The sequence below is a fragment of the Mesorhizobium zhangyense genome, from assembly GCF_011045115.1.
GTDB classification, from domain to species: Bacteria; Pseudomonadota; Alphaproteobacteria; order Rhizobiales; family Rhizobiaceae; genus Mesorhizobium_M; species Mesorhizobium_M zhangyense.
Map to the genome: position 1 here is coordinate 56,370 of NZ_JAAKZG010000005.1, position 23,178 is coordinate 79,547.

Below are 23,178 nucleotides of genomic sequence, written 5' to 3' on the forward strand. Positions count from 1 at the left end.
ATCTTTCCCGGAAATCTTCCGGTTCGAAGGGTCATGCGCTAGGCTTGCTGCCCCAAAGGAGCAGGACCATGGCCTTCGAACCGAACATTCCCCCCATCCAGGTGCATCTCTGCGTCAAGGGCGGCCGGGAGGCGATCGCTTTCTACGAGAAGGCTTTCGACGCCGTCGAGACCTTCGAGCAGATGGCCGAGGACGGCGTGCGCGTGCTGCATGCCAATCTGTCGATGTTCGGCTCCGAGGTCATGCTGCATGACGAATTCCCGGAATTCGGCGGTGAGGTTCTGTCGCCGCTGAGCCGCGGCGGCGCGGGACTGACCATCAACATCAACCTGCCCGCACCGGCGGATGTGGATAGCGCCGTCGAACAGGCGGCTGAGGCGGGCGCTGTAATAACCATGGCGCCGGAAGACGCCTTCTGGGGCTCGCGCTATGCCAGGATCACCGATCCCTTCGGCCATGTCTGGGCCTTCAACGCGCCGCTGGAGAAGCAGTCGTGACGGGGGGCGGACTGCGCCTCTCACCGCGCGGATTTATGCGCGCCGCACTGTCGGGCGCGGTCGCCTTGATGTCATGCGGTTCCGCCTATGCAGCCTGCCCGATCGAGCTTTCGGTTTATGGCGACCGCGAAAAGGTGGCGTCGGTCGAGTTCACGCCGCGCGGCGAGGCCGCCGCCGTCACCAACCAGTTCCGCATGCTGCTCGACAATGACGTGGTGCTGGACGGCATCGTCATGTGGAGCGAGGGTGTGGCGCGGCCAAACGGCATGCTGATGTATAAATGCCCGGAGGGCGACGTCACCGGCGAGGAACTGGAAACCTGCACGGTCTGGCAGGGCGTCATCTATACCGCCGATGCGACGGGCACTATCGATCTGCTGCCGGCTCAAGGAGTGGCTGCGCCGGAGAAGCTCGTTTTCCCCGATCTCGCTCATTCGTTGCGCTATTCCTCTGCCTATGGCGAGAAGGGCTTTTCGAAGCTGCCCTGGGACGTCTTTTCCATACAGGGGTGCCAGGAATGAGCGGCGCTGCAAAATCCATCCTCGTCACCGGCGGCAGCCGGGGCATCGGCGCTGCCATATGTCGGCTGGCGGCAGAACGCGGATACCGGGTCGCAGTTAATTACGCGTCCAATGCGGGTGCTGCCGAAGAGCTGGTCGCCGAGATCACGGCGAAGGGCGGCGACGCCTTTGCGGTGAAGGGCGATGTCGGCAGCGAGACGGATGTGCTGGCAATGTTTTCGGCGGTGGACAGTCGCTTCGGCTCGCTGGATGCGCTGGTCAACAATGCCGGGATCGTCGATGTCAAAGCCCGCGTCGACGAAATGGCGCTGTCACGGCTGGAGCGCATGATGCGCGTCAACGTCATCGGCTCGATGCTGTGCGCCCGCGAGGCGGTGAAGCGCATGTCGACGCGCCATGGCGGCAAGGGCGGCGCGATCGTCAATATATCGTCGGTTGCGGCCGTGCTTGGTTCGCCGGGGGAGTATGTAGACTATGCCGCTTCCAAGGGCGCGATCGACAGTTTTACGGTGGGCCTGTCGAAGGAAGTGGCCCTGGAAGGCATACGCGTCAACGCCGTGCGGCCGGGCATCGTCGACACCGAAATCCATGCGTCCGGCGGTCAGCCGGATCGCGTCGAGCGGATGAAGGGCGTGGTTCCCATGGGACGCGGCGGAACGGCCGAAGAAATCGCAAATACCGTGCTCTGGCTTCTATCGAATGAGGCGTCCTATGCGACGGGCGCATTGGTGAACATTAGTGGTGGGCGCTGAGTTGCCCGAGATTGAAGGATTTTATCATGGCTTATGATGTGGTGGTGATCGGAACCGGCCCCGGCGGCTATGTGTGCGCCATCAAGGCGGCGCAGCTTGGCCTGAAGACCGCCGTGGTCGAGAAGCGGCCCACCCATGGCGGCACCTGCGTCAATGTCGGCTGCATCCCCTCCAAGGCGCTGCTGCATGCTTCCGAGATGTTTGCCGAGGTCTCGCATTTCGACGCGCTCGGCGTCGAGGTCGGTAAGCCGAAGCTGAACCTCAAGCAGATGCTTGCGCACAAGGACCAGACGGTCGACCAGAACGTCAAGGGCCTCGACTTCCTGATGAAGAAGAACAAGATCGACGTGCTGCGCGGAACCGGCAAGATCGTTGCCGCTGGCAAGGTGTCGGTGACCGGAGATGATGGCAAGGTCCAGGACGTCGAGACGAAGAACATCGTGATCGCCACCGGCTCGGATGTCGCCGGCATTCCCGGTGTCAAGGTCGATATCGACGAGAAGGTGATTGTCTCGTCCACCGGCGCGCTCGATTTCGCCAAAGTGCCTGCCACGATGATCGTGGTCGGCGGCGGCGTCATCGGGCTGGAGCTCGGCTCGGTCTGGTCGCGTCTGGGAACCAAGGTGACGGTGGTCGAGTATCTCGACACCATCCTCGGCGGCATGGACGGCGAAGTAGCAAAACAGTTCCAGCGCATGCTGGCCAAGCAGGGTTTTGAGTTCAAGCTCTCTTCGAAGGTCACCGGCGTGGTGAAATCGAAGAAGGGGGCAACCGTCACCTTCGAGCCGGTCAAGGGCGGCGGCGCCGAGACGGTCGAGGCAGACGTCGTGCTGATCGCGACGGGCCGCAAGCCATACACGGAGGGGCTTGGCCTTGCCGAGGCAGGCGTCGAGCTCGACGAGCGTGGCCGGGTGAAGACCGACGGACATCTGAAGACCAATGTGGCGGGCATCTATGCGATCGGCGACGTGATCGCCGGCCCGATGCTGGCGCATAAGGCCGAGGACGAGGGCGTTGCCGTTGCCGAGATCATCGCCGGTCAGGCCGGTCATGTGAATTACGATGTCATTCCCGGTGTTGTCTATACGAGCCCGGAAGTGGCCTCCGTCGGCAAGACCGAGGAAGAGCTGAAGAAGGCCGGCATCGACTACAAGGTCGGCAAGTTCCCCTTCACGGCCAATGGCCGCGCGCGCGCCATGCTCAAGACTGACGGCTTCGTGAAAATCCTCGCCGACAAGGCGACCGACCGGGTACTGGGCGCGCATATCGTCGGCTTCGGCGCCGGCGAAATGATTCACGAGGCGGCGGTGCTGATGGAGTTCGGCGGCTCCTCGGAAGACCTCGCCCGCACCTGCCACGCGCACCCGACGATGTCGGAGGCCGTGAAGGAAGCAGCACTCGCGACCTTCTTCAAGCCGATCCATATCTGATGGCTGCCGACATGTGGGCGTGGCTGCGCGCCAATTTCCTGAAACTTGGTGTCGTCGCTTTGGTCGTCGATGTGATTTCGCGTTTTTACGCGCAAATCGGGATGCAGTGGATATCAGACGCCGCGTCGGGCTTGAACCTGACATTCGATCAAACGATACGCTTCGCCTATCTGGTCACGGTGTTCGACATTGCCGCGAGTTTGTTGTGGGGGCTGTTCTCGCTCGGATTTGCGAGCAAGGTCTTGACGGTGCTCAATCGCGATAATGAAAAGCCGTAGTATTCCAAGGATCAAAAGAAACGGCCCGCTGAAAGCGGGCCGCTTGCGTTTTCAGGATGCTCTATCAGCTTACTGCGCGGGGGCGGCAGGAGCCGGAGCAGGGGTTGCCGGGGCAGGAGCCGGCTCAGCCGGAGCCGGGGCAGCAGGCGCTGACGACTCAGGCGCCGGCGTTGCAGGCGTTGCCGGTGCGGCGGGAGCCGTCGCGTCAGGCGCAGGCGCCATAGGGGCAGGCGTCGCGGGGGCTGTTTCTGTCGCTGCCGGAGGCGTTGCCTGTTCCACAGGCGAGTTCGGCGTGGTCGGCACAAAAATGAAATAGGCGATCACGGCAAGAACGAGAACGATCGCTGCTATCAGGATGCCGCTGCCGCCGGATCTCGACTGCACGACGGTGTTCTCGATCGGGCGGCTGTTGTTGGCCGCATTGAGGCGCGGGTCGGCTTCCGCGCTGGAAGCAAGCGGTGGTACGGGGTTCATCGGATCCGTTTCACGCGGATCCGGAATGCGCTGAGGATTGGCCATGGTGGTGGTCTCCGTCGGTTGCACTGTTATCAAAACGCGCAGTATTCGATTTGGTTTCATCCGCCAGAGATTCAGCTATGTGCGGATGAGAAGGCGGCGTTACGCCACGCCGCAGGCGCGGTCGAAACATGCTAGTTTCAACGGGATTTGTAGAAACCGAGGTTCCTGACATGCCTGCGGTACAAAGCTTTCCAAAATCCGGCGAATTGCTGCCCGGCGCGAGCTTCGCCGATCGCTATGCCGTCGTGATCGACGGGCAGGCGTTCGATGCGATTACGGCCGCCGAGCGGGCCATTCTCAACGGCCCGGCCTGGGTCAGCCGGTTGCTGGCGCTGCGCAATCTTCTGGTCAAACCGTTCGGACTGAAAACCGGCGGCGTCGACCTTCAGCCGCACCAAAGGCAAGTGGGGATGTTTCCCGTCATAAGCCAGACCGCATCCAGGGTCGTTCTGGGGCTGGATGACCGGCATCTCGATTTCAGGCTGCTGGTCGATGTGAAGGAACTCGGCGAAGGCAGGCAGGAGGTCAGCGCATCGACGCTGGTCGCCCCGCACAACTGGCTTGGCCGGGTCTATTTGGCGATCATCATGCCCTTTCACCGGATCATCGTGCCGGCTATGCTGGCGCGGGTTGGGCGAGGTTAGAGCGGTTTTCTGGAATTGCTCTAGCGGTCCGCGACGGTGACGGTAAAACCGTCCTTGCGGAAGAGTTCGACCAGGCCATTGTCACCCGGCAGATGCAGCGCACCGACCGCGATGAAGGCATTGCCGCGCGCCAGAATGGGCTCGGCATGTTCGACCATCACGCGGTTGCGGGCGGTGACCATGGTTTCCTCGAAATCGGCGTAGCCGGCATCGTCGCTTTCGCCGCTGGGCAGAACGGCGCGGAACAGCGGCCAGAACATGCCGATCTCGCCCTTCTGGTAGAGCACGATCATGGTTTCGGTGACATCGTCCATGCGGTCGCCGAGTTTCAGCGTCTCGACCAGACCCTTCATGTGGAAGTCGAGCGGCAGCGAGGCCATGGCGCGAAGCTGGTCGGTGATCGTTTCCAGCCCCTCGAGCGTCTTGCCCTGCGCCTCGGCGTCCTTGGCGAGCTTGATGTCGAGCACTGGCGCCCCTTGCGCCTTGCGGGCAAGTTCGCAGGCCGGCAGCGCAACCACCGCCGACAGCATCCATGGCTTCATCTTGGCGACGCTTGCCGGCGGAATGCCGCGCGCTTCCAGCGCCTTGTCGACGGTCGCGGCGTCTTCTGGCGACAGCAGCGAGGTCAGCGTCGTGCCGTCGGTGAACATAGTCAGGTCGGGTTCCTTCATGATCGCGGCCATCATCTTGGCCTGATCGAGAACCTCCGTCGTTTCGATAACGACCGTGTCGGCGGCATCGAAGGCCTTTTGCGCCGCCGGCGTCAGCGAGGTGACGCGCGGGTCGGTCATGTGCATGGTGCCGAACAGGAAGGACGGCTTTTCGCCGGGCTTTTCGAGCTTCCACAAAAGGCCCTGGCCGTTGACGGTTTGGGCAGCTTCCAGCTTGATCTTTTCCAGCAGCGCCGGGTCGCTTTTCTGGAGGGCCACCAGCATATCGGTGCCCTTGCAGGCCGGGGCCTCGGCATGGGCCTTGCCCATGGCCAGCAACGTCACGACGACGAAGGAAATCAAAAACAGCACGTTGAGCGCCACGACAAGGGCGAGTGCGGTGAGTGCGGTGCGGTCGGCAATGGCAGGCAAGCGTTTCATGCCCAAGATGTAGGCGCAAAAAACGGCGAAACGGTTAATCGCGATGCGAAAATTATCGCCTTAACGCTCAGGCGCGGGGATGTGCTGCTTCGTAGATTTCAAGCAGCCGAGCGGTGTCGACGCCGGTATAGACCTGCGTGGTCGACAGGCTGGCATGGCCGAGCAGTTCCTGGATGGTGCGCAGGTCGCCGCCACGTCCGAGCAGGTGGGTGGCGAAGGAATGGCGCAGCGCATGCGGGGTGGCCGTGTCGGGCAGGTTGAGGGCTGAGCGCAGCTTCTGCATCTCGCGCTGAATGATCGCCGGGTTGAGCGGCCCGCCGCGCGTGCCGCGAAACAGCGGCGTCTCCGGCCCGAGATGATAGGGGCAGAGCTTTCGGTATTCTGCCACCGCCTGAAGCGCCACCGGCAGGACGGGAACAAGGCGAGTCTTGCCGCCCTTGCCGGTGATACGCAGGACCGTGTCCGAAGGACTGGAAAGATCCAGCCCGGTAAGGCCGAGCGCTTCGGAAATGCGCAGGCCCGAGCCATAGAGCAGCGTCAGCACGGCGGCATTGCGGGCTGCGACCCACGGCTCTTCGGCAAGCTGCTCGTCGCCTGAGACGACGCGCCTGGCGTCAATAGCGGTCAGTGGCTTGGGCAGGGACTTCGGCTGTTTCGGAGCGCGCAAGGCTGCGGCACCCGCGGCGTTGACGAGGCCCTTTCGTTCCATGAACCGCAACAGCGAGCGGATGCCGGCAAGGCCACGGCCAAGCGTGCGCGCGCCGGCGCCGCCGCTGCGGCGCGAGGCCAGGAAGGCGCGCAGGTCGGCCGGGCGAAGGTCTTTTATGTCGGAGATGCCGGGCGCGCCGCCGCAATGGCCGGTGAGGAACTGGAAGAACTGGCGCGTGTCGCGCTCATAGGCGTCGACCGTCAGGGCCGACAGCCGGCGTTCCCCAGCCAGCGCTTTCAGCCATTGCTCCCGCGCCGACTGGAGGTCGGGCCGGGCGGCGATGAGGAATTCCTGCTGCATGGTTCTTTTCGCTGTGAGTCGGCAGATGCTGAAGCAAGCGGGTTAGCAAGGCGTGAAGGCCGCCGAGATTGAAAAGGCGGCTTGGCAGAGATAGAGACGGGCAAAGGATCGAAAAACCCATGCCCAAACCCAAGAATCCCATCCAGATGGCCATTGTCGGCGCCGCCCATGGCATCAAGGGCGAACTGCGTGTGAAAACCTTTACGGGCGATCCGCTGGCGCTGGCCGACTACGGGCCGCTCTATACCCGGGATGGCAGGGCTTTCGAGATTGTCGATATCAGGCCGGCAAACACGGTGGTCGTCGTCCGCTTCAAAGGTGTCGGCGACCGCAATGCGGCGGAAGCGCTGACGGGCACGGAGCTTTTCGTCGATCGCTCGGTCCTGCCGGATGACGGCGACGATGACGAATTCTATCACGCCGACCTGGTCGGGCTCGCGGTGAAGGACGAGACCGGAGCCGCCGTCGGCAAGGTGAGTGCCGTGCAGAATTTCGGTGGCGGCGATATTCTGGAGGTCACCTATCAGGGCCGGAGGGGCGTGCTGGTTCCCTTCACCGAGGCAGCAGTTCCGGAAATCGACATCGCCGCCGGCTTCGTGCGTATCGATACGGTGGCTGCGGGGCTGGTCGAGGACGGCGACGATGGCTCGGAAGAGCGTGCCGCCGAGAAGGCCGACAATTCGAAGACAAAGAGCCGGCCACGCGGGCCGAAGGATGCCGGGGGCAACCGGTGAGCGGTTTTCGCGCCGGTGTGCTGACGCTTTACCCCGAAATGTTTCCGGGTGCGCTCGGCGTCTCCCTGGCGGGCCGGGCGCTGGAGCGCGGCGACTGGTCGCTGGAGGCGGTGCAGATCCGCGATTTCGCCACTGACAAGCATCGGACGGTGGATGACACGCCGGCCGGCGGCGGTGCGGGTATGGTGATGCGCGCCGACATTCTGGCGAAGGCCATCGATGCCATGGCACCTGCGGATGATCCGCGGCCAAAGCTGCTGATGAGCCCGCGTGGAAAACCGCTGACGCAGGCCCGCGTGCGCGAACTGGCCGCGGGGCCAGGGGTGATGATCCTGTGCGGGCGCTTCGAAGGCGTCGACCAGCGGGTCATCGAGGCGCGGGCGCTGGAAGAGGTCTCGGTCGGCGATTTCATCCTCTCCGGTGGCGAGCCGGCCGCACTCGTGCTGCTCGACGCCGTCGTGCGGCTGCTGCCCGGCGTGATGGGCAACGAGGTTTCGGGCGACGAGGAAAGCTTTGAAAACGGGCTGCTCGAACATCCGCATTACACGCGGCCGCAGGAGTTCGAAGGCAGAGCTATTCCCGAAGTCCTGACCTCCGGCAATCACGGCAAGATCGCCGCATGGCGGCGCGCCGAGGCCGAGAAACTGACCGAGGAACGGCGGCCCGACCTGTTTTCGGCCTATGAACGGCCCAAAACCGGCAAAAAAGCTGCGACAAAGGCGTGACAATCGCGCGGGAAGCGTGTATGTGCCCGCTCGCAACCGGGAAAAATCTCCCGGACCCGTCAACGAAAGACGGTGAAATCGCCCCTGCCTCGGCTTCTCGCAGAGAAGATAAGGCATAGCCAAGCGGTCTTTGAACTGGGTGGCAAGTGCAGGGCGCTCTGACTGTTGAGAACCAAGAAAGAGGTCATTGCGATGGACATCATCCGTCAGATCGAGGCTGAACAGGCCGCCAAAATCGAAGCGAAGCGCAAGCTTCCCGAATTCCAGTCGGGCGACACCGTCCGCGTGCTGGTCCGCGTCACCGAAGGTACGCGCACCCGCGTCCAGGCTTACGAAGGCGTCGTCATCGGGCGCTCGGGCTCGGGCTTCCAGGAAAATTTCACCGTTCGCAAGATCTCCTATGGCGAAGGTGTCGAGCGCGTTTTCCCGGTCTACTCGCCGATGGTCGAGGGCGTCGAGATCGTCCGCCGCGGTAAGGTCCGTCGCGCCAAGCTTTATTACCTGCGCGATCGTCGCGGCAAGTCGGCCCGTATTACGGAAAACACCGGCGTGCGCGCCCGCAAGCTGAACGATGCCGAGCGCGATGCGCTGAACGCCGAGAAGGCCCGCATCGAAGCCGAGAAGATCGCAGCCGCCGAGGCTCTGGCCGCCGAAAAGGCAGCGCAGGAAGCCGCCGAGAAGAAGGCCGCTGCCGAGGCTGCAGCAGCCGCTGAGGCCGCCGCCGCTGCTGAGCCGGCCGCAGAATAATCCCTGCATCAGAACGTTTTCGAAAAGGCGGCTTCGGCCGCCTTTTTGTTTTTCGGACGTTGGACGGGCTGTAGAGCCGAATGAAGCGCCTGCGTCTTGACAAATTAAATCGTGCACGATTTAATCGTGAAAGATTTTAAGGAGACTGTTATGACTGCACTTTACACCACCAAGGCTCATGTCACCGGCGGCCGCGAAGGCCGCGCAACAACCGATGACGGCCTTCTCGATGTCGCGCTTGCCATGCCGAAGTCGCTTGGCGGGGCCGGCGGCGCCACCAATCCCGAGCAGCTTTTTGCGGCCGGCTATGCTGCCTGCTTCGAAAGCGCGTTGCGCTTCATCGCGCGCAAGCAGAAGCTGCCTTTGGAGGATGCTGCCGTAACGGCCACTGTCTCGCTGCTGCCGAATGGCGAAGGGTTTCGGCTGGGCGTGGCGCTCGAGGCGGAAACGAAGGGCCTTGAGACGGCAGCCGCAGAGTCGCTGGTTGCTGCTGCGCACAAGGTCTGCCCCTATTCCAATGCCATCGCCGGCAATGTCGACGTGGCGCTGTCGGTGAAGGCCGGATGACGGAGAAATCTCTCACGGAATCTCAGGCGCGGGAAGCTTCCCGCGCCAATACCGCGCTGAAGCTGGAGCGCCAGCTTTGCTTTGCGCTCTATTCGGCAAGCAGCCTGTTCACGCGGCTTTATCGTCCCCTGCTTGAACCGCTCGGCCTGACTTATCCGCAATATCTCGTCATGCTGGTGCTGTGGGAACGCTCGCCGCTGACGGTGAGCGAGATCGGTGCAGCGCTCGGCCTTGATTCGGCGACGCTGACACCGCTTCTCAAGCGGCTGGAAGCGGCGGGTTATGTCACGCGCCGGCGCGATGCGACGGATGAGCGCCGTGTGCTGGTGCAGCCGACCGAGCGCGGAGTGGAATTGAAGGAACAGGCAAAGGACGTGCAGAAGGAATTGCTGTGCAGGCTGCCGCTGCCGGCCTCCGAACTCACTGCATTGCATGAGACGCTCGGCCGGTTGAATCGCGGTATGCGCAATGCCGGCGAAACGGAAAGCTGAGCAGCCGGCTTTGCCTGCTTCCACCTCTCGCGAAATGAAATCGCTGCGTGGACGGCATCTTGCGGAAATCTCGTGCCGTTGCATTGGGTGAAGCGATGGTCCTGCGCTTGCAAGGTATAACTGGTCGAGTACAGTCTGCGGCGAACGCAACGCCTCTGACCGCAATGGCATCGTGACAGGAGCCAGACCCATGAACCGCTTCCAGCTTTCGCTCGCCGGCCTCCTGGCTGCGCTTTTTCTCCCGCTCGCTGCCCAAGCGCAGTCGCTGCCTGATCTCGGCGGCAAGACGGTGACGGTGGTGACGGAAAACGCCTACCCGCCGCTGCAATTCGTCGACCCCAAAACCGGCCAGCAGATCGGCTGGGAGTATGACGCCATGAACGAGATGGCCAAGCGCCTGAACTTCAAGGTCGAGTACCAGAACACCTCCTGGGACGCGATGATCCAGGCCGTGTCGGACGGGCAATACAACATCGGCATGACCGGCATTACCATCAAGGAAGACCGCAAGGAGAAGGTCGATTTCTCAGCACCCTATATGCATTCCGAGATGCGGATGCTGGTGCGCTCCGACGAAAGCCGCTTCACCGACGCCAAGAGTTTTGCAGCACTCAAGGACGGGCTGATCGCCGCCCAGCCGGGTACCACGCCGTTTTTCGTTTCCGTCTATGACGTGCTCGACGGCAATGAGCAGAACCCGCGCATAAAGCTGTTCGAGACCTTTGGCGCGACTGTCCAGGCACTGAAGACGGGCGATGTCGATCTGGTGCTGACCGATGGTGTCGCGGCGCAAGGCTATGTCGATGCTTCCGACGGCAAGTTGAAGGTCATCGGCGGCCCGCTCGGCAGCGAGGATTTTGGCTTCATCTTCAAGAAGGGCTCGGATCTTGTTGTGCCGATCAATGCGGCGATTGCAGCACTCAAGGCCGACGGCACGCTCGATGCGCTGAACAAGAAGTGGTTTCTTGATTACAAGATGGGGCAGTGAGCGTTCGCTTGAAACGTTCACGCTGCCCCTCATCCCCCTGCCGGGACCGACCGGGGCCGAGCCACTGGTCTCGACCCGTCCTTCGGACCCCCGTAAACGGGGAGAAGGGGATTGCCGCAACGCCGACGCCCCCCTCTCCCCGTTTACGGGGAGAGGGTAAGGGTGAGGGGCAGCGCTGGTTTGGCAAGTCTCTCTCCTTGTCCCTCACCGCCGCAACCTTCTCCTGATGCCACCGTCCGCCTCAAAACCAGACTTCCCATTCTGGCTGGTCGCCGCCGCTGCGATCGCCATTGCCGCTGCCGTTTCCATCGCGGCCAACGACCTCTATGCCCAGGTGTTTTCCGTTGTCGTCAAAGGCGTCGGCATCACGGTCTTCGTCACCATCGTCGCCTACTCGCTGGCCTCCGCGCTGGGTCTTGGCATTGCGCTGATGGGGCTTTCCGGTTCGGTGTGGCTGCGCCAGATAGCCCGCTTCTATGTCGAGATCATCCGCAGCGTGCCGATCCTCGTGCTGCTGTTCTGGGTTGCCTTCGTCGGCGCGCCGGCCATGGTGTGGCTGTGGAACTGGGTGACGGCGCCGTTGCAGGCGGCGGGCATCATCGGGCCGATGCAGGTGCGCGATTTTTCGCTGCTGTGGCGGGCGATAATCGCGCTGACGGTTGCCTATTCGTCTTTCATCGCCGAGATTTTCCGGGCGGGCATACAGGCCGTCGATACGGGCCAGATCGAGGCTGCCAAGGCGCTCGGCCTTTCACGCTACCGGCGCTTTCGCCACATCGTCTGGCCGCAAGCGTTCAAGACGATATTGCCACCCTATGGCAACGACTTCATCGCCATGGTCAAGGATTCCTCGCTGGTTTCAGTGCTTGGCGTCGCCGACATCACGCAGATGGGCAAGGTCTATGCCTCGGGCTCGTTTCGTTTCTTCGAGACCTATTCGATCGTTGCCTATGTCTATCTGCTGCTGACGGTCAGCCTGTCGCTGGCCTTGCGCGCGCTTGAACAACGGTTGCGCAAAGGGCAGGAATTTCGATGAGCGAAAAGCGGCACAGCGAGGGGCTGGAGCAGGTCTATTCGGCCAGGACCGATACGGAGCTCACGCAGGCTTATGCCTCGTGGTCAGGCGATTATGATCGCGAGACGGCAGCCTCCGGCTATTGCCTGCCCTTCATGATCGCCGCCTGGGTGGCGCGATATGTACCGCGCGGAGTTGGCCCATTTCTGGACGCCGGCTGCGGCACAGGGCTTTCCGGCCCTTATCTCCGGGCGCTCGGCTATGACAGCATCGAAGGGCTCGATTTCTCGGCCGACATGCTGGCAATCGCTCGCAGGCGCAATGCCTATGATGCGCTGACGCAGGCAGCCCTTGGCGCTCCGCTGCCGTGGGCGGACGGGCATTTCGCGGCGTTTTTCTCGACTGGCGTCTTTACCGAGGGGCACGCGCCCGCCTCCAGCTTGGACGAACTCGTGCGGATCACGCGTGCGGGTGGACATGGCGTCTTCACCGTCCGCGATGTCGTTCTGGAGAGCGGCTGGTTTCGGCAAAAGTTTGCAGAACTGGAACAGGTGGGGCGCTGGCGTCTCATCGAAGAAAGCCCGCCGTTCCGCGCCTTCGCCGTCGATGAGGCCGATGTGCTGGTGAAGGCGTTCGTCTTCAAAATTCTTTAGCTGGCAGCCGTTCTGGAACCGGAATGACGGAGGCACGTTAGCGGCCAACGTCAGCGAGGTGATTGCGTGGAACAGCTCATCGAAGAATTCGGCCATCCGACATACACGTCCTTTCCGGTCGTGGCGGCTCGACTGCTGCTGGCGACCGCCTTTGGCGCCGTCATCGGCTTCGAACGCGAATGGCGCAACAGCCCGGCCGGCTTGCGAACGCATATCCTCGTCTGCGTGGCGGCGGCCATGTTCGGCATCCTGACGATCGAAATCATTCACGCACCGATGTTTGCGCAGGACTCGGTCAAGGTCGATCCCATCCGCGTGGTCGAAGCGGTGACGGCGGGCGTGGCGTTTCTTGCAGCCGGTTCGATCCTGTTCTCGCGCGGCGAAGTGCATGGGTTGACCACCGGCGCCGGCATGTGGCTCGCCGGCGCCATCGGCCTGGCCTGCGGATTGGGCTTCTGGCAGATTGCCGGCTTCGGCACGCTGCTTGTGCTGATCGTGCTCGGCCTGCTGCAGACGGTGCATGACCGGATGAACCTGAAAACGGACAATCAGGACAAGCCGCCAGCCGATCCCAAGGGCAGCAAGTCGCCGCCGCGACGCAAGGCGTGAACCTCACTGATTGCGGCGTCGCCGATTAGCCGTCGTGAAGACGAAGGCGCTCCCCGCCGGTGGCGCAACCGGCACCCCGAAGCCAGCGATTGCCGAAATGCCAAAACATTGGTAAGAGCGCGGCTATGGAAGAACTGTTTGGAGATCCGGCCTACAAGGGTTTCGTGCTGCAGGACCACAAGCGCCTGCCAAGCCGATTCTTTGCCCGGGTTTCAGGCGCGCGCACCAGCCGCCTATCGTGAGCGGACGCGACCGCCGGCTCGCTTTGCCGGTTCATTCCAGAATTACCGCTCTATCCAAGGACATAGACAATGAGCGCTCCGCGTACCCTCTACGACAAGATTTTTGACGACCACGTCGTCGACCGCCAGGATGACGGCACCTGCCTGCTCTATATCGACCGCCATCTCGTCCACGAAGTGACCAGCCCGCAGGCCTTCGAGGGCCTTCGCATGACGGGCCGCAAGGTGCGTCATCCCGAGCGGACGCTGGCCGTCGTCGACCACAATGTGCCGACCTCGCCGGACCGCAAGCTCGGCATCAACCGCAACGAGGAAAGCCGCGTCCAGATCGCGGCGCTCGCCCAGAACGCCAAGGATTTCGGCGTCGAATATTATTCGGAGAACGACGTTCGCCAGGGCATCGTCCACATCATCGGCCCCGAGCAGGGCTTTACCCTGCCCGGCATGACCATCGTCTGCGGCGACAGCCACACTTCGACGCATGGCGCCTTCGGCGCGCTGGCGCACGGCATCGGCACGTCCGAGGTCGAGCATGTGCTGGCAACGCAGACGCTGATCCAGCGCAAGGCCAAGAACATGCTGGTGCAGGTCGACGGCAAGCTGCCTGAAGGCGTCACCGCCAAGGACATCGTGCTTGCCATCATCGGCGAGATCGGCACTGCCGGCGGCACCGGCTATGTCATCGAATATGCCGGCGAGGCGATCCGCGCACTGTCGATGGAAGGCCGCATGACGATCTGCAACATGTCGATCGAAGGCGGCGCCCGCGCCGGCCTGATCGCGCCGGACGAGAAGACCTACGCTTATGTCAAAGACAAGCCGCGCGCGCCAAAGGGCGAGGCCTTCGACATGGCGCTCGAATACTGGAAGACGCTGCACACTGACGAAGGCGCGCATTTCGACAAGGTCGTGGTGCTCGACGCCGCCAAGCTGCCGCCCATCGTCACCTGGGGCTCGTCGCCCGAGGACGTCGTCGCCGTCACCGGCGTCGTGCCGGATGCGGAAGTGATCGAGGACGAGAACAAGCGCAACTCCAAGAAGCGCGCGCTCGAATATATGGGCCTGACCGCGGGCACGAAGATCACCGACATCGGCATCGACCGCGTCTTCATCGGCTCCTGCACCAATGGCCGCATCGAGGATCTGCGCGCCGTCGCCAAGGTCGTCGAAGGCAAGACGGTCGCCGCGACCGTCAACGCCATGATCGTGCCGGGTTCCGGACTGGTGAAGGAAATGGCCGAGGCCGAAGGCCTCGACAAGATCTTCATCGCCGCCGGTTTCGACTGGCGTGAGCCGGGCTGCTCGATGTGCCTTGCCATGAACGACGATCGCCTCAAGCCGCATGAGCGCTGTGCCTCGACCTCGAACCGCAATTTCGAGGGTCGCCAGGGCTTCAAGGGCCGTACGCATCTGGTCTCGCCGGCCATGGCTGCCGCTGCCGCGATCGCCGGGCATTTCGTCGATATCCGCGACTGGCACTAGCCGGCAGCTAAACCCTCATTTCACCGGGCGGGGCAACTGTCCGGTGAAATTCCGAGAGTTGTCACAACCGATTTAACCGGTTGTTTGTGGGTTCGCCATAGTGTTTGCCGCAACGGAAGCGGATCAGAGACACGGGCACTTGGGGGCTAACCTTTTCATAGCGCTGCTTACGCCAGCGTTGTCGCTGGTCTTTGCATCGGCGTTCTTTCTGCTTTGGACGTACCGAAGGCATGGCCACGTGATGGTGCTCTGCCTCTCCTACGTCGCTTATGCGGTCGGTTTTTTGCTGCAAAGCTTTGACCTGCCGATCGGTGTCGCGCCGACGAAGTTTCTCTCGAATTTGCTCCTGCTGATAGCCGCAGTCAGCTTGGCCACAGCCGCCGTGGCCCGCCACGACAGGCCCTCGCCAGCCAAACTTCTGTCGTTGCTTGGCTTTGCCGGCATTGCTGCGCTGAGCTGGTTTCTTTTCGTCCAGCCGAGCCTTGTCGGCCGCATCTTCGCCATCAACCTCGCCTGTTCCGGCATATGCATGGTGGTCGTCGCTGCCCTGAAGCCAGTACCCAGCAAGAGCATAGTCGACCGCGTCCTGATCGCGGTGTGCACACTGGCCGCGATAGACTTCCTTATTCGGCCGCTGACGGCGATCTGGATCGGCGGCGAGGGCTACGGCGCCTACCACGCCTCGCTCTACTGGCTGCTGACAAATTTCTCCATGGTGCTCATTTCGGTGATGCTTGCGCTTTCGCTGACGACGGCCATCGCGCTCGACGTCATGAAGGAGTTGCAGGCCGAATCCCATACCGATCCGCTGTCGGGCCTGCTCAACCGGCGCGGCTTTGAAGAGCGGTCGGCAGCTTATGCAAGACGCCCCTCGGGAGCCTCCGTTCCCCTGGCAATCGTGCTGGCCGATCTCGATCATTTCAAGTCGGTGAACGACACCTATGGGCATGCCGTCGGCGATGCCGTCATCGCCGCCTTTGCCACGCATCTGCGTATTTCATCGGGCAAGGATGCGATTGTCGGGCGCATCGGGGGCGAGGAGTTCGCAATCGTGCTTCCAGCCAGCGACCTGATGACGGCGCGGCTTTTTGCGGAAGGTCTGCGCGCCTCGTTCACACAGCATCGCATCAAGGGACTGCCCGCCCATGCCGAGAAGGTCACGGCAAGCTTTGGCGTCGCCAGCCGCGCGACAAACGAGGATTTCGAATCCCTCATGCGCCGTGCCGACCAGGCACTGTACCGTGCCAAGAACAATGGCCGTGACAGCGTGAAACTGGCCGATCAGCTTCCAGCCGATGCCGACTGCGTTGTCGCAGGGTATTACGGCGGTCATATCTGAACATCGACCGACGCATAATTGCCGGGAATGTGATCCACCCCTGCTCCCACGTTAACGGGTTTTTCGGCTAAGTGTGGTTGTGTGCTCATACAAAAGGGGGCGCAACGGAATGACTGGAGCAGGCGTTGTCCTGACAATAAACTTGGTTGTCGCCGGCCTGCTCGGCGGCTCATTCGCCATGGTTGCCGTCTATGACCGCAAGCAGGTGGCGGCGCGGTGGCTGGGTTTCACCTATGGTCTGGCGTTCGTCTATCTCCTGATCGAGTTCGCGATTTCGGTTTTCGGCGTGAACCCGGTGGTCGCAACCGTCTCCTTCGCCACATTCCTGGGCGCAATGGTGCTGTTCAATGTCGGCATGGCCCGCAAATACGAGGTGCCGGTGCCCTGGTGGTTGATGGGCTCGCTTTTCGTGGCGTCGGTCGTGTCGTGCTATCTCATACAGGACATGCCGCGGCAGTCGTTTACCCGCATGATGTATTATCAGGCGCCTTATTTCATGATGCAGGCGATCGGTGCGTGGATCGTGCTTTCGGCCCGCCGTCGTGGCAAGCTCGAACTCATCCTGATGGGCCTTCTTGCGGCAAGTTCGCTGCAGTTCCTGACCAAGCCCTTCCTGTCGCAGGCACTCGGCGGTACGGGCGTCACTGCGCAGCAATATCTGCAGACCAACTATGCAATGGTCTCGCAATCGATGGGAACGGTGTTCGCGCTGGCGATCGCGCTGCTCTTCCTGGTCATACTGGCCCGCGACATCCTTGCCGGTGTTACCGTGGCGTCTGAAACCGACTCCCTGTCGGGGCTGCTCAATCGTGGCGGTTTCGAGCGCCATGCCCGCGCAGCCCTGCGGGAGGCGAACCGCGGCAATACGCCGTTGGCGCTGGTTATCAGCGACCTCGATCATTTCAAGTCGATCAACGACAATTACGGCCACGCCTCCGGCGATCGGGTGATCAAGGCGTTCGCGGGTTTCCTCCGTGACGCATCCTCCAACCATCATGTCGCCGGCCGCATCGGTGGCGAGGAATTCGCCATCATCATGCCCGGCGCCAATCTGGTGTCGGCGCGGCTTTTCGCCGAAGGCGCACGGAGTGCCTTTTCAGGCCTGCCGGTGGAGGGGTTGCCCGAAGGATTGCGTTTCACCGCCAGCTTCGGCGTTGCGGAACTTGCAGCCGGAGAGGATGTGTCGGAGTTGCTGCTGCGCGCCGACAGGGCGCTCTACGAAGCCAAGAAAGGCGGACGCGACTGCGTCAGGATTTCGCTGGCATCGGAAAACGGTAAGCGCAGCCCGTCGACCCGCAGGCGCTAAGTCCAAGCAGACTTTGATCATGATCTAGCGGCAGGGGCCGCCCTGAAGCGGAATCTCGCCCTGGTCAAAGCCGTACATATAGCTGCGGCCCTTGACCAGAACGGGCGGGCGGAAGCAGCCGCGCTCATAGGCAAATATGCCGCCGGGGCCTTCGATATGCACCACCTTTGGCCGGCCGGCCTGAGTGTAGCTCGAGAGTTCGCGGGCCATGTGGCCCTGGCCGACGACGATCCGCTTGTAGCCGGCAGCACTTTCAACGACGAGATTGCCGAAACTGTCTGCATAGACGCGGTCATGACTGTCGCCGGCTATCGCCGGCGCGGAAGTGCCGATGGCCGCGACGGCCAGAATCATCGGCAGGAAAAGCATCTTGCGGCCGTTCGAAGGCATGGCTTTCTCCATCGAGCGAGGTCGATCCTCGATGGCATGACGTTAACGCTTTATTAACCTTTGTTAAGAGCCTCGTACGTTTGCGGCGAAATGAATTAACAAACGTGGTTAATTTTCAGTGTTTGTGCCTCCTTGGCTGCTAGCCGGGCTGATCACGGGATCCACGGGTGCGGTCGGCTGTCCCATGGTTGATCTTTCGGTGGCAAAACGGGTAGCTTGCGCGGCATGTCAGACAGAAAATCGAGCGGCGGCGCGTTCCTGATTGCCGCATTTGCCATGATCCCGCTGCTGCCGGTCGCCTCCTGTGTTTCGGAAGGGCATGCCGGCGGGGCGGCCGCCAAGGCGACGGGCACGGAAACGACCAGCCAGCCCACTCACGCGACATACAGCTGCGGCCCGAGAGGCACGCTGACGGTCGACAATTTCCGTACCTCGGTGAAACTGGTCGATCCCGAAGGCGAGAGCGTCGATCTGCCGGCCTCGCCCGCCACGCAGCAGTCGCGCTATGGCGAGACGCCCTATGCGCTGGTGCTGGACGGCAAAGAGGCACTCTACATGAAAAGCGGCAAGGAGCCGGTGACCTGCAATCGCTGATTCGCCGTTCTGGTTGCGCTGCAGCAGAGCGGGACCCGAAAGCGACGCCCCTGCACTTGTCGGCAATGGTTCAATTCGCCGTGAATTGTCATGCAGGCTTCAATCGATTGAAGCGGAAACAGTGACTTGACCCTCTCGCGCTTTTGACGAAATAGCTCTTCCGAAACGCTTTTCCGGCTTTGACGCGGTGCAAAAAGCGCATTAGAACGCGGCTGTCCGAAGTCGCATTCCGAGAAGGCTACGCCGTATTTCCGCATCGGCACCTTCGGAATATATCGGGCGACGAAAGGGGAGCCATGAGCAAATCACCAGCCACCCAAGCAAGGCCTCTGTCGCCGCATCTGACGATCTATAAACCGCTGATCACGATGACGATGTCGATCATCCATCGCATCACCGGTGGGGCGCTTTATTTCGGCACGCTGCTGGTCGCCTTTTGGCTGATCGCGGCGGCGACCTCGGAGCAATATTTCGACTTCGTCAGCTGGGTTTTCGGAAGCTGGATCGGCCGGCTGATTCTGTTCGGCTACACCTGGGCGCTGATGCAGCACCTGATGGGCGGCATCCGCCACCTGATCTGGGATACGGGCGTCGGGCTTGAAAAGCGCACCGCCTCGAAGATCGCCTGGGCGACGGTGATCGCGTCGGTCGCGTTGACCGTGCTGATCTGGGTCGCCGGCTACATGGCGCGGGGGATGTGATCATGGCCGATATGCGCACACCTCTCAAAAAAGTTCGCGGCCTCGGTTCGGCCCGCGAAGGCACCGAGCATTTCTGGCGCCAGCGGCTGACCGCGATCGCCAACATCCCGCTCACGCTGTTCTTCATCGGCCTGCTGGTCTCGCTCAATGGCGCCAGCTATGCCGAAGTGCGGTCCGCGCTTGCCAATCCCTTCGTGGCGCTGATCCTGGCGATGTTCCTGATCTCCGGCCTCTACCACATGCGGCTCGGCATGCAGGTCATCATCGAGGACTATGTGCATGGCGAGGGCGGCAAGCTGGCGCTCATCGTGCTCAACACGTTTTTCACCATCGCGGTCGGCGTTGCTTCGCTCTTCGCCCTGCTCAAAATCGCATTCGGGGGCTGACCATGGCCAAGGATCAAAAAGGCAATGGCGCGGCACCGGCCGGCAGCGGTTACACCTATGTCGACCACAAGTTCGACGTGGTGGTGGTTGGTGCCGGCGGTTCGGGCCTGCGCGCCACGCTCGGCATGGCCGAGCAGGGGCTGAAGACCGCCTGCATCACCAAGGTTTTCCCGACGCGCTCGCACACGGTTGCGGCACAGGGCGGCATTGCCGCCTCGCTGTCCAACATGGGTCCCGATTCCTGGCAGTGGCATATGTATGACACCGTCAAGGGTTCCGACTGGCTCGGCGACATGGACGCCATGGAATACATGGTCAAGCAGGCGCCGGCTGCCGTCTACGAGCTCGAGCATTACGGCGTGCCGTTCTCGCGCACCGAAGAAGGCAAGATCTACCAGCGGCCGTTCGGCGGCCACATGATGAACTATGGCGACGGCCCGCCCGTGCAGCGTACCTGCGCTGCTGCCGACCGCACCGGCCACGCCATATTGCACACGCTTTACGGCCAGTCGCTGAAGCACAATGCGCAGTTCTTCATCGAGTATTTCGCGCTCGACCTGATCATGTCCGACGATGGTGTCTGCACCGGCGTCGTCGCCTGGAACCTCGACGATGGCACCATCCACCGCTTCTCGGCCAAGATGGTCGTGCTGGCCACCGGCGGCTATGGCCGCGCCTATTTCTCGGCAACGTCTGCCCATACCTGCACCGGCGACGGTGGCGGCATGGTTGCCCGCGCCGGCCTGCCGCTTCAGGACATGGAGTTCGTGCAGTTCCACCCGACCGGCATCTACGGTTCGGGCTGCCTCATCACCGAGGGTGCGCGCGGCGAAGGCGGCTATCTCGTCAACTCCGAGGGCGAGCGCTTCATGGAGCGCTATGCGCCATCGGCCAAGGACCTTGCAAGCCGAGACGTGGTTTCGCGCTGCATGACGCTGGAAATCCGCGAAGGCCGCGGCGTCGGCAAAAACAAGGATCACATCTTCCTGCATCTCGACCATCTCGATCCGGCCGTGCTGCATGAACGCCTGCCGGGTATTTCGGAATCGGCCAAGATTTTTGCCGGCGTCGATGTGACCCGCGAGCCGATCCCGGTTTTGCCGACCGTGCATTACAATATGGGCGGCATTCCCACGAACTATTGGGGCGAGGTGCTGAACCCGACCAAGGACAATCCCGACCGCGTGTCGCCCGGCCTGATGGCTGTCGGCGAGGCCGGCTGCGCCTCGGTGCACGGTGCTAACCGTCTCGGCTCCAATTCGCTGATCGATCTGGTGGTGTTCGGCCGCGCTGCGGCGATCCGCGCCGGCGAGGTGATCGACCGCGCAGCACCCATTCCGCCGATCAATGAAAAGTCGGTCGAGAAGATCATGGCCCGCTTCGACCGCCTGCGTAACGCCAATGGCGGCACGCCGACGGCTGTTCTTCGCGAGAAGATGCAGAAGATCATGCAGGAAGACGCCGCCGTGTTCCGCACCCAGGAATCGCTGGCGCAGGGCTGCAAGCGCATGTCGGCGCTGTGGAGCGAGCTCAAGGACGTCAAGGTGTTCGACCGCTCGATGATCTGGAATTCCGATCTCGTCGAGACGCTGGAACTGGAAAACCTGATGGCCAACGCCATTCCCACCGTCTACGGCGCCGAAGCGCGCAAGGAGAGCCGCGGCGCGCATGCGCGCGAGGATTTCTCGTCGCGCGACGATGCCGGCTGGCGCAAGCACACGCTGGCCCATGTCGCCGAAGACGGCAAAGTGACGCTCTCCTACCGCCCGGTTCACACCGAGCCGCTGGCCAGGGAAGAAGACGGCGGCATCAGCCTGGCAAAGATCGCGCCCAAGGCGCGGGTATATTGAGACAATGTCGACCACGCCGGGCATCCTGCTGATAAACCTGGACCGGAGTCCCGACCGCCTGGCGTTCATTGCCAGGCAGCTCGGCGATCTCGGCCTCGATTTCACGCGCCTGCCCGCGACGGACGCCAGCACGATCAGCGATGCTGAGTTCGCCCGGCTCGGCAACACCTATATGCGCCCGATTTCGCGCTCGGAACTTGCCTGCCTGATCAGCCATACACGCGTCTGGCAGTTTTGCGTCGAGGAAAACCGACCGATTCTCGTGCTTGAGGACGATGTGATCCTGTCGGACAGGTTGCCCGCCTTCCTCAAGGAATTTTCCAGCCTGAAGACGGCGGATATCGTCAATATCGAGACGCGTGGCGCTGAAAAATGGGTATCCAGAAAAGCGGTCGTCTCGGCGCCTGAAAGCGGCGTCCAGCTCTATCGGCTCTATGTCGATCGTGGCGGTTCGGCAGGCTATATCGTCTTGCCGGAGGCGGCGCGAGCGCTGCTGAAACGCGCCCGCCACCATGCCGCGCCCTCCGATGCGTTCCTCAATCTTGCCGGCATAGCGCGGCTTCAGGCCGAGCCCGGTCTGGCCGCCCCGCTTTATGATGGCGGCGAGGACGGCGGCAGCCTCAAGGTTCCTTTCAAATCCACCATCACGCAGCCGAGCAAGATGTCGCGACTGACGGTGCTGGTGCGTTATCCCCATTTCAAGCTGCGCAGGCTGGCCGGCCACATGGCCATGACGGCGCGCAAGCTCGGAACAACCGGTGTCGGCGTCAAGCGAAAGATCGCCGTTTGCCCAACCATCCTAGCTCATGCAAACAACTGGAGCGTCTGAGCCATGGTCGAACTTACCCTTCCCAAGAACTCCCAGATCAGACAGGGCAAGACCTGGCCGAAGCCAGAGGGCGCCACCAATCTGCGCGAATACCGCATCTATCGCTGGTCGCCGGACGATGGCGAGAACCCGAGCATCGACACCTATTTCGTCGACATGGACGATTGCGGGCCGATGGTTCTCGATGCGCTGTTGTGGATCAAGAACAACATCGACCCGACGCTGACCTTGCGCCGTTCCTGCCGCGAGGGCATTTGCGGCTCCTGCGCCATGAATATCGACGGCTCGAACACGCTGGCCTGCACCAAGGGCTGCGACGACATTTCGGGCGCGATCAAGATCTATCCGCTGCCGCATATGCAGGTGGTGAAGGATCTGGTGCCTGACCTCACCAATTTCTACGCCCAGCACCGCTCGATCGAGCCATGGCTGAAGACCGTCTCGCCCGAGCCGGCCAAGGAATGGCTGCAGAGCCATGACGACCGCGCCAAGCTCGACGGGCTCTATGAGTGCATCCTGTGCGCCTGCTGCTCGACTTCCTGCCCGAGCTACTGGTGGAACGGCGACCGCTATCTCGGCCCGGCAACGCTCCTGCAGGCCTATCGCTGGCTGATCGATAGTCGCGATGAGGCAACCGGCGAGCGTCTCGACAATCTCGAAGACCCGTTCCGGCTCTATCGCTGCCACACCATCATGAACTGCGCGCAAACCTGCCCCAAGGGTCTTAATCCCGCCAAGGCGATTGCGGAGATCAAGAAGATGATGGTGGAGAGAAGGGTCTGATTCAAC

Annotated in this window: 28 protein-coding genes; 24 read left to right on the forward strand and 4 right to left on the reverse strand. The window is 62.4% G+C overall.

Annotated elements, in window-relative coordinates:
- The first annotated feature begins 68 nt into the window (after window positions 1–68).
- From G6N74_RS13045 to G6N74_RS13065, 5 genes are read left to right on the forward strand one after another with little or no spacing between them, the layout of a single operon-like run.
- Window positions 69–497, forward strand: a complete 429-nt coding sequence (locus G6N74_RS13045) for a VOC family protein (protein ID WP_165117980.1) — start codon at window positions 69–71, stop codon at window positions 495–497.
- A gap of 35 nt (window positions 498–532) precedes the next feature.
- Window positions 533–1,018 (forward strand): hypothetical protein, encoded by a 486-nt coding sequence (locus G6N74_RS13050; RefSeq protein ID WP_165118847.1) that lies wholly within the window; start codon window positions 533–535, stop codon window positions 1,016–1,018.
- A complete protein-coding gene (locus G6N74_RS13055; protein ID WP_165117982.1) occupies window positions 1,015–1,770 on the forward strand; it encodes an SDR family oxidoreductase in 756 nt (251 codons plus the stop codon). Before G6N74_RS13050 ends, G6N74_RS13055 begins: the two co-directional genes overlap by 4 nt.
- A 26-nt stretch (window positions 1,771–1,796) precedes the next feature.
- A complete protein-coding gene (gene lpdA / locus G6N74_RS13060; RefSeq protein ID WP_165117984.1) occupies window positions 1,797–3,200 on the forward strand; it encodes a dihydrolipoyl dehydrogenase in 1,404 nt (467 codons plus the stop codon).
- Window positions 3,200–3,478 carry a hypothetical protein gene (locus G6N74_RS13065; RefSeq protein ID WP_165117986.1) on the forward strand — a complete coding sequence of 93 codons (279 nt, stop codon included), beginning with the start codon at window positions 3,200–3,202 and terminating at the stop codon, window positions 3,476–3,478. Before lpdA ends, G6N74_RS13065 begins: the two co-directional genes overlap by 1 nt.
- A gap of 69 nt (window positions 3,479–3,547) precedes the next feature.
- On the opposite strand, the gene G6N74_RS30510 is transcribed toward G6N74_RS13065, so the two are convergent.
- Complete coding sequence (locus G6N74_RS30510; RefSeq protein ID WP_205826676.1) at window positions 3,548–3,997, reverse strand: hypothetical protein; 450 nt, start codon at window positions 3,995–3,997, stop codon at window positions 3,548–3,550.
- Window positions 3,998–4,167: 170 nt separating this feature from the next.
- Between G6N74_RS30510 and G6N74_RS13075 the strand changes: the two genes are divergently transcribed.
- Window positions 4,168–4,641: a DUF2867 domain-containing protein gene (locus G6N74_RS13075; RefSeq protein ID WP_165117988.1), complete on the forward strand. Its 474-nt coding sequence runs from the start codon at window positions 4,168–4,170 to the stop codon at window positions 4,639–4,641.
- Window positions 4,642–4,661: 20 nt separating this feature from the next.
- Here the strand turns inward: G6N74_RS13075 and G6N74_RS13080 are convergent, their stop codons facing one another.
- Entirely contained in the window at window positions 4,662–5,732 is a 1,071-nt protein-coding gene (locus G6N74_RS13080) for a TraB/GumN family protein (protein ID WP_165117990.1), read from the reverse strand.
- A gap of 67 nt (window positions 5,733–5,799) precedes the next feature.
- Complete coding sequence (locus tag G6N74_RS13085; RefSeq protein ID WP_165117992.1) at window positions 5,800–6,741, reverse strand: tyrosine recombinase XerC; 942 nt, start codon at window positions 6,739–6,741, stop codon at window positions 5,800–5,802.
- A 119-nt stretch (window positions 6,742–6,860) separates the two neighbouring features.
- Between G6N74_RS13085 and rimM the strand changes: the two genes are divergently transcribed.
- The 12 genes from rimM (at window position 6,861) to G6N74_RS13145 (ending at window position 17,639) form a co-directional block, all read left to right on the forward strand.
- The gene (rimM, locus tag G6N74_RS13090; protein ID WP_165117994.1) at window positions 6,861–7,475 is read left to right on the forward strand and encodes a ribosome maturation factor RimM; all 615 of its coding nucleotides are present in this window, start codon (window positions 6,861–6,863) and stop codon (window positions 7,473–7,475) included.
- A complete protein-coding gene (trmD, locus tag G6N74_RS13095) occupies window positions 7,472–8,200 on the forward strand; it encodes a tRNA (guanosine(37)-N1)-methyltransferase TrmD (RefSeq protein WP_165117996.1) in 729 nt (242 codons plus the stop codon). Before rimM ends, trmD begins: the two co-directional genes overlap by 4 nt.
- A 192-nt stretch (window positions 8,201–8,392) precedes the next feature.
- Window positions 8,393–8,947, forward strand: coding sequence for a 50S ribosomal protein L19 (gene rplS, locus G6N74_RS13100; protein ID WP_091908728.1), 555 nt, complete (start codon window positions 8,393–8,395; stop codon window positions 8,945–8,947).
- Between the two features lie 150 nt (window positions 8,948–9,097).
- Complete coding sequence (locus tag G6N74_RS13105; protein WP_165117998.1) at window positions 9,098–9,514, forward strand: organic hydroperoxide resistance protein; 417 nt, start codon at window positions 9,098–9,100, stop codon at window positions 9,512–9,514.
- Complete coding sequence (locus G6N74_RS13110; RefSeq protein WP_165118000.1) at window positions 9,511–10,005, forward strand: MarR family winged helix-turn-helix transcriptional regulator; 495 nt, start codon at window positions 9,511–9,513, stop codon at window positions 10,003–10,005. Before G6N74_RS13105 ends, G6N74_RS13110 begins: the two co-directional genes overlap by 4 nt.
- A gap of 190 nt (window positions 10,006–10,195) precedes the next feature.
- Window positions 10,196–10,993 (forward strand): transporter substrate-binding domain-containing protein, encoded by a 798-nt coding sequence (locus G6N74_RS13115; RefSeq protein WP_165118002.1) that lies wholly within the window; start codon window positions 10,196–10,198, stop codon window positions 10,991–10,993.
- A 226-nt stretch (window positions 10,994–11,219) separates the two neighbouring features.
- Window positions 11,220–12,029: an amino acid ABC transporter permease gene (locus G6N74_RS13120; RefSeq protein ID WP_165118004.1), complete on the forward strand. Its 810-nt coding sequence runs from the start codon at window positions 11,220–11,222 to the stop codon at window positions 12,027–12,029.
- Complete coding sequence (locus tag G6N74_RS13125) at window positions 12,026–12,661, forward strand: class I SAM-dependent DNA methyltransferase (protein WP_165118006.1); 636 nt, start codon at window positions 12,026–12,028, stop codon at window positions 12,659–12,661. Before G6N74_RS13120 ends, G6N74_RS13125 begins: the two co-directional genes overlap by 4 nt.
- 66 nt (window positions 12,662–12,727) lie before the next feature.
- Entirely contained in the window at window positions 12,728–13,270 is a 543-nt protein-coding gene (locus G6N74_RS13130; protein WP_165118008.1) for an MgtC/SapB family protein, read from the forward strand.
- Window positions 13,271–13,581: 311 nt separating this feature from the next.
- On the forward strand, window positions 13,582–14,994 hold the full coding sequence (gene leuC, locus G6N74_RS13135) for a 3-isopropylmalate dehydratase large subunit (protein WP_165118010.1): 1,413 nt from the start codon (window positions 13,582–13,584) through the stop codon (window positions 14,992–14,994).
- A 241-nt stretch (window positions 14,995–15,235) separates the two neighbouring features.
- A complete protein-coding gene (locus tag G6N74_RS13140) occupies window positions 15,236–16,333 on the forward strand; it encodes a GGDEF domain-containing protein (protein ID WP_246245764.1) in 1,098 nt (365 codons plus the stop codon).
- Window positions 16,334–16,442: 109 nt separating this feature from the next.
- Window positions 16,443–17,639, forward strand: a complete 1,197-nt coding sequence (locus tag G6N74_RS13145) for a GGDEF domain-containing protein (protein WP_165118014.1) — start codon at window positions 16,443–16,445, stop codon at window positions 17,637–17,639.
- A gap of 24 nt (window positions 17,640–17,663) precedes the next feature.
- On the opposite strand, the gene G6N74_RS13150 is transcribed toward G6N74_RS13145, so the two are convergent.
- Window positions 17,664–18,029, reverse strand: a complete 366-nt coding sequence (locus G6N74_RS13150; protein WP_165118016.1) for a hypothetical protein — start codon at window positions 18,027–18,029, stop codon at window positions 17,664–17,666.
- A gap of 225 nt (window positions 18,030–18,254) precedes the next feature.
- Here G6N74_RS13150 and G6N74_RS13155 point away from each other — a divergent pair, with 225 nt between their 5' ends.
- From G6N74_RS13155 to G6N74_RS13180, 6 genes are all read left to right on the forward strand, one after another.
- Window positions 18,255–18,623, forward strand: a complete 369-nt coding sequence (locus G6N74_RS13155) for a hypothetical protein (protein ID WP_165118018.1) — start codon at window positions 18,255–18,257, stop codon at window positions 18,621–18,623.
- 296 nt (window positions 18,624–18,919) lie between these two features.
- Window positions 18,920–19,324 (forward strand): succinate dehydrogenase, cytochrome b556 subunit, encoded by a 405-nt coding sequence (gene sdhC / locus G6N74_RS13160; protein WP_165118020.1) that lies wholly within the window; start codon window positions 18,920–18,922, stop codon window positions 19,322–19,324.
- A 2-nt stretch (window positions 19,325–19,326) separates the two neighbouring features.
- Window positions 19,327–19,710, forward strand: coding sequence for a succinate dehydrogenase, hydrophobic membrane anchor protein (sdhD, locus tag G6N74_RS13165; protein WP_165118022.1), 384 nt, complete (start codon window positions 19,327–19,329; stop codon window positions 19,708–19,710).
- 2 nt (window positions 19,711–19,712) lie between these two features.
- Window positions 19,713–21,560, forward strand: coding sequence for a succinate dehydrogenase flavoprotein subunit (gene sdhA / locus G6N74_RS13170; protein WP_165118024.1), 1,848 nt, complete (start codon window positions 19,713–19,715; stop codon window positions 21,558–21,560).
- A 4-nt stretch (window positions 21,561–21,564) separates the two neighbouring features.
- Window positions 21,565–22,389 (forward strand): glycosyltransferase family 25 protein, encoded by an 825-nt coding sequence (locus G6N74_RS13175; RefSeq protein WP_165118026.1) that lies wholly within the window; start codon window positions 21,565–21,567, stop codon window positions 22,387–22,389.
- A gap of 3 nt (window positions 22,390–22,392) precedes the next feature.
- The gene (locus G6N74_RS13180) at window positions 22,393–23,172 is read left to right on the forward strand and encodes a succinate dehydrogenase iron-sulfur subunit (RefSeq protein ID WP_091908766.1); all 780 of its coding nucleotides are present in this window, start codon (window positions 22,393–22,395) and stop codon (window positions 23,170–23,172) included.
- Window positions 23,173–23,178 lie beyond the last annotated feature (6 nt).

Bases quoted from the DNA above. Each gene is read 5' to 3' on its own strand.
- G6N74_RS13045 (WP_165117980.1), top strand. From the start codon at position 69: ATGGCCTTCGAACCGAACATTCCCCCCATCCAGGTGCATCTCTGCGTC.
- G6N74_RS13050 (WP_165118847.1), top strand. From the start codon at position 533: ATGCGCGCCGCACTGTCGGGCGCGGTCGCCTTGATGTCATGCGGTTCC.
- G6N74_RS13055 (WP_165117982.1), top strand. From the start codon at position 1,015: ATGAGCGGCGCTGCAAAATCCATCCTCGTCACCGGCGGCAGCCGGGGC.
- lpdA (WP_165117984.1), top strand. From the start codon at position 1,797: ATGGCTTATGATGTGGTGGTGATCGGAACCGGCCCCGGCGGCTATGTG.
- G6N74_RS13065 (WP_165117986.1), top strand. From the start codon at position 3,200: ATGGCTGCCGACATGTGGGCGTGGCTGCGCGCCAATTTCCTGAAACTT.
- G6N74_RS30510 (WP_205826676.1), bottom strand. From the start codon at position 3,997: ATGGCCAATCCTCAGCGCATTCCGGATCCGCGTGAAACGGATCCGATG.
- G6N74_RS13075 (WP_165117988.1), top strand. From the start codon at position 4,168: ATGCCTGCGGTACAAAGCTTTCCAAAATCCGGCGAATTGCTGCCCGGC.
- G6N74_RS13080 (WP_165117990.1), bottom strand. From the start codon at position 5,732: ATGAAACGCTTGCCTGCCATTGCCGACCGCACCGCACTCACCGCACTC.
- G6N74_RS13085 (WP_165117992.1), bottom strand. From the start codon at position 6,741: ATGCAGCAGGAATTCCTCATCGCCGCCCGGCCCGACCTCCAGTCGGCG.
- rimM (WP_165117994.1), top strand. From the start codon at position 6,861: ATGCCCAAACCCAAGAATCCCATCCAGATGGCCATTGTCGGCGCCGCC.
- rplS (WP_091908728.1), top strand. From the start codon at position 8,393: ATGGACATCATCCGTCAGATCGAGGCTGAACAGGCCGCCAAAATCGAA.
- G6N74_RS13105 (WP_165117998.1), top strand. From the start codon at position 9,098: ATGACTGCACTTTACACCACCAAGGCTCATGTCACCGGCGGCCGCGAA.
- G6N74_RS13110 (WP_165118000.1), top strand. From the start codon at position 9,511: ATGACGGAGAAATCTCTCACGGAATCTCAGGCGCGGGAAGCTTCCCGC.
- G6N74_RS13115 (WP_165118002.1), top strand. From the start codon at position 10,196: ATGAACCGCTTCCAGCTTTCGCTCGCCGGCCTCCTGGCTGCGCTTTTT.
- G6N74_RS13120 (WP_165118004.1), top strand. From the start codon at position 11,220: ATGCCACCGTCCGCCTCAAAACCAGACTTCCCATTCTGGCTGGTCGCC.
- G6N74_RS13125 (WP_165118006.1), top strand. From the start codon at position 12,026: ATGAGCGAAAAGCGGCACAGCGAGGGGCTGGAGCAGGTCTATTCGGCC.
- leuC (WP_165118010.1), top strand. From the start codon at position 13,582: ATGAGCGCTCCGCGTACCCTCTACGACAAGATTTTTGACGACCACGTC.
- G6N74_RS13140 (WP_246245764.1), top strand. From the start codon at position 15,236: ATGGTGCTCTGCCTCTCCTACGTCGCTTATGCGGTCGGTTTTTTGCTG.
- G6N74_RS13145 (WP_165118014.1), top strand. From the start codon at position 16,443: ATGACTGGAGCAGGCGTTGTCCTGACAATAAACTTGGTTGTCGCCGGC.
- G6N74_RS13150 (WP_165118016.1), bottom strand. From the start codon at position 18,029: ATGCCTTCGAACGGCCGCAAGATGCTTTTCCTGCCGATGATTCTGGCC.
- G6N74_RS13155 (WP_165118018.1), top strand. From the start codon at position 18,255: ATGTCAGACAGAAAATCGAGCGGCGGCGCGTTCCTGATTGCCGCATTT.
- sdhC (WP_165118020.1), top strand. From the start codon at position 18,920: ATGAGCAAATCACCAGCCACCCAAGCAAGGCCTCTGTCGCCGCATCTG.
- sdhD (WP_165118022.1), top strand. From the start codon at position 19,327: ATGGCCGATATGCGCACACCTCTCAAAAAAGTTCGCGGCCTCGGTTCG.
- sdhA (WP_165118024.1), top strand. From the start codon at position 19,713: ATGGCCAAGGATCAAAAAGGCAATGGCGCGGCACCGGCCGGCAGCGGT.
- G6N74_RS13175 (WP_165118026.1), top strand. From the start codon at position 21,565: ATGTCGACCACGCCGGGCATCCTGCTGATAAACCTGGACCGGAGTCCC.
- G6N74_RS13180 (WP_091908766.1), top strand. From the start codon at position 22,393: ATGGTCGAACTTACCCTTCCCAAGAACTCCCAGATCAGACAGGGCAAG.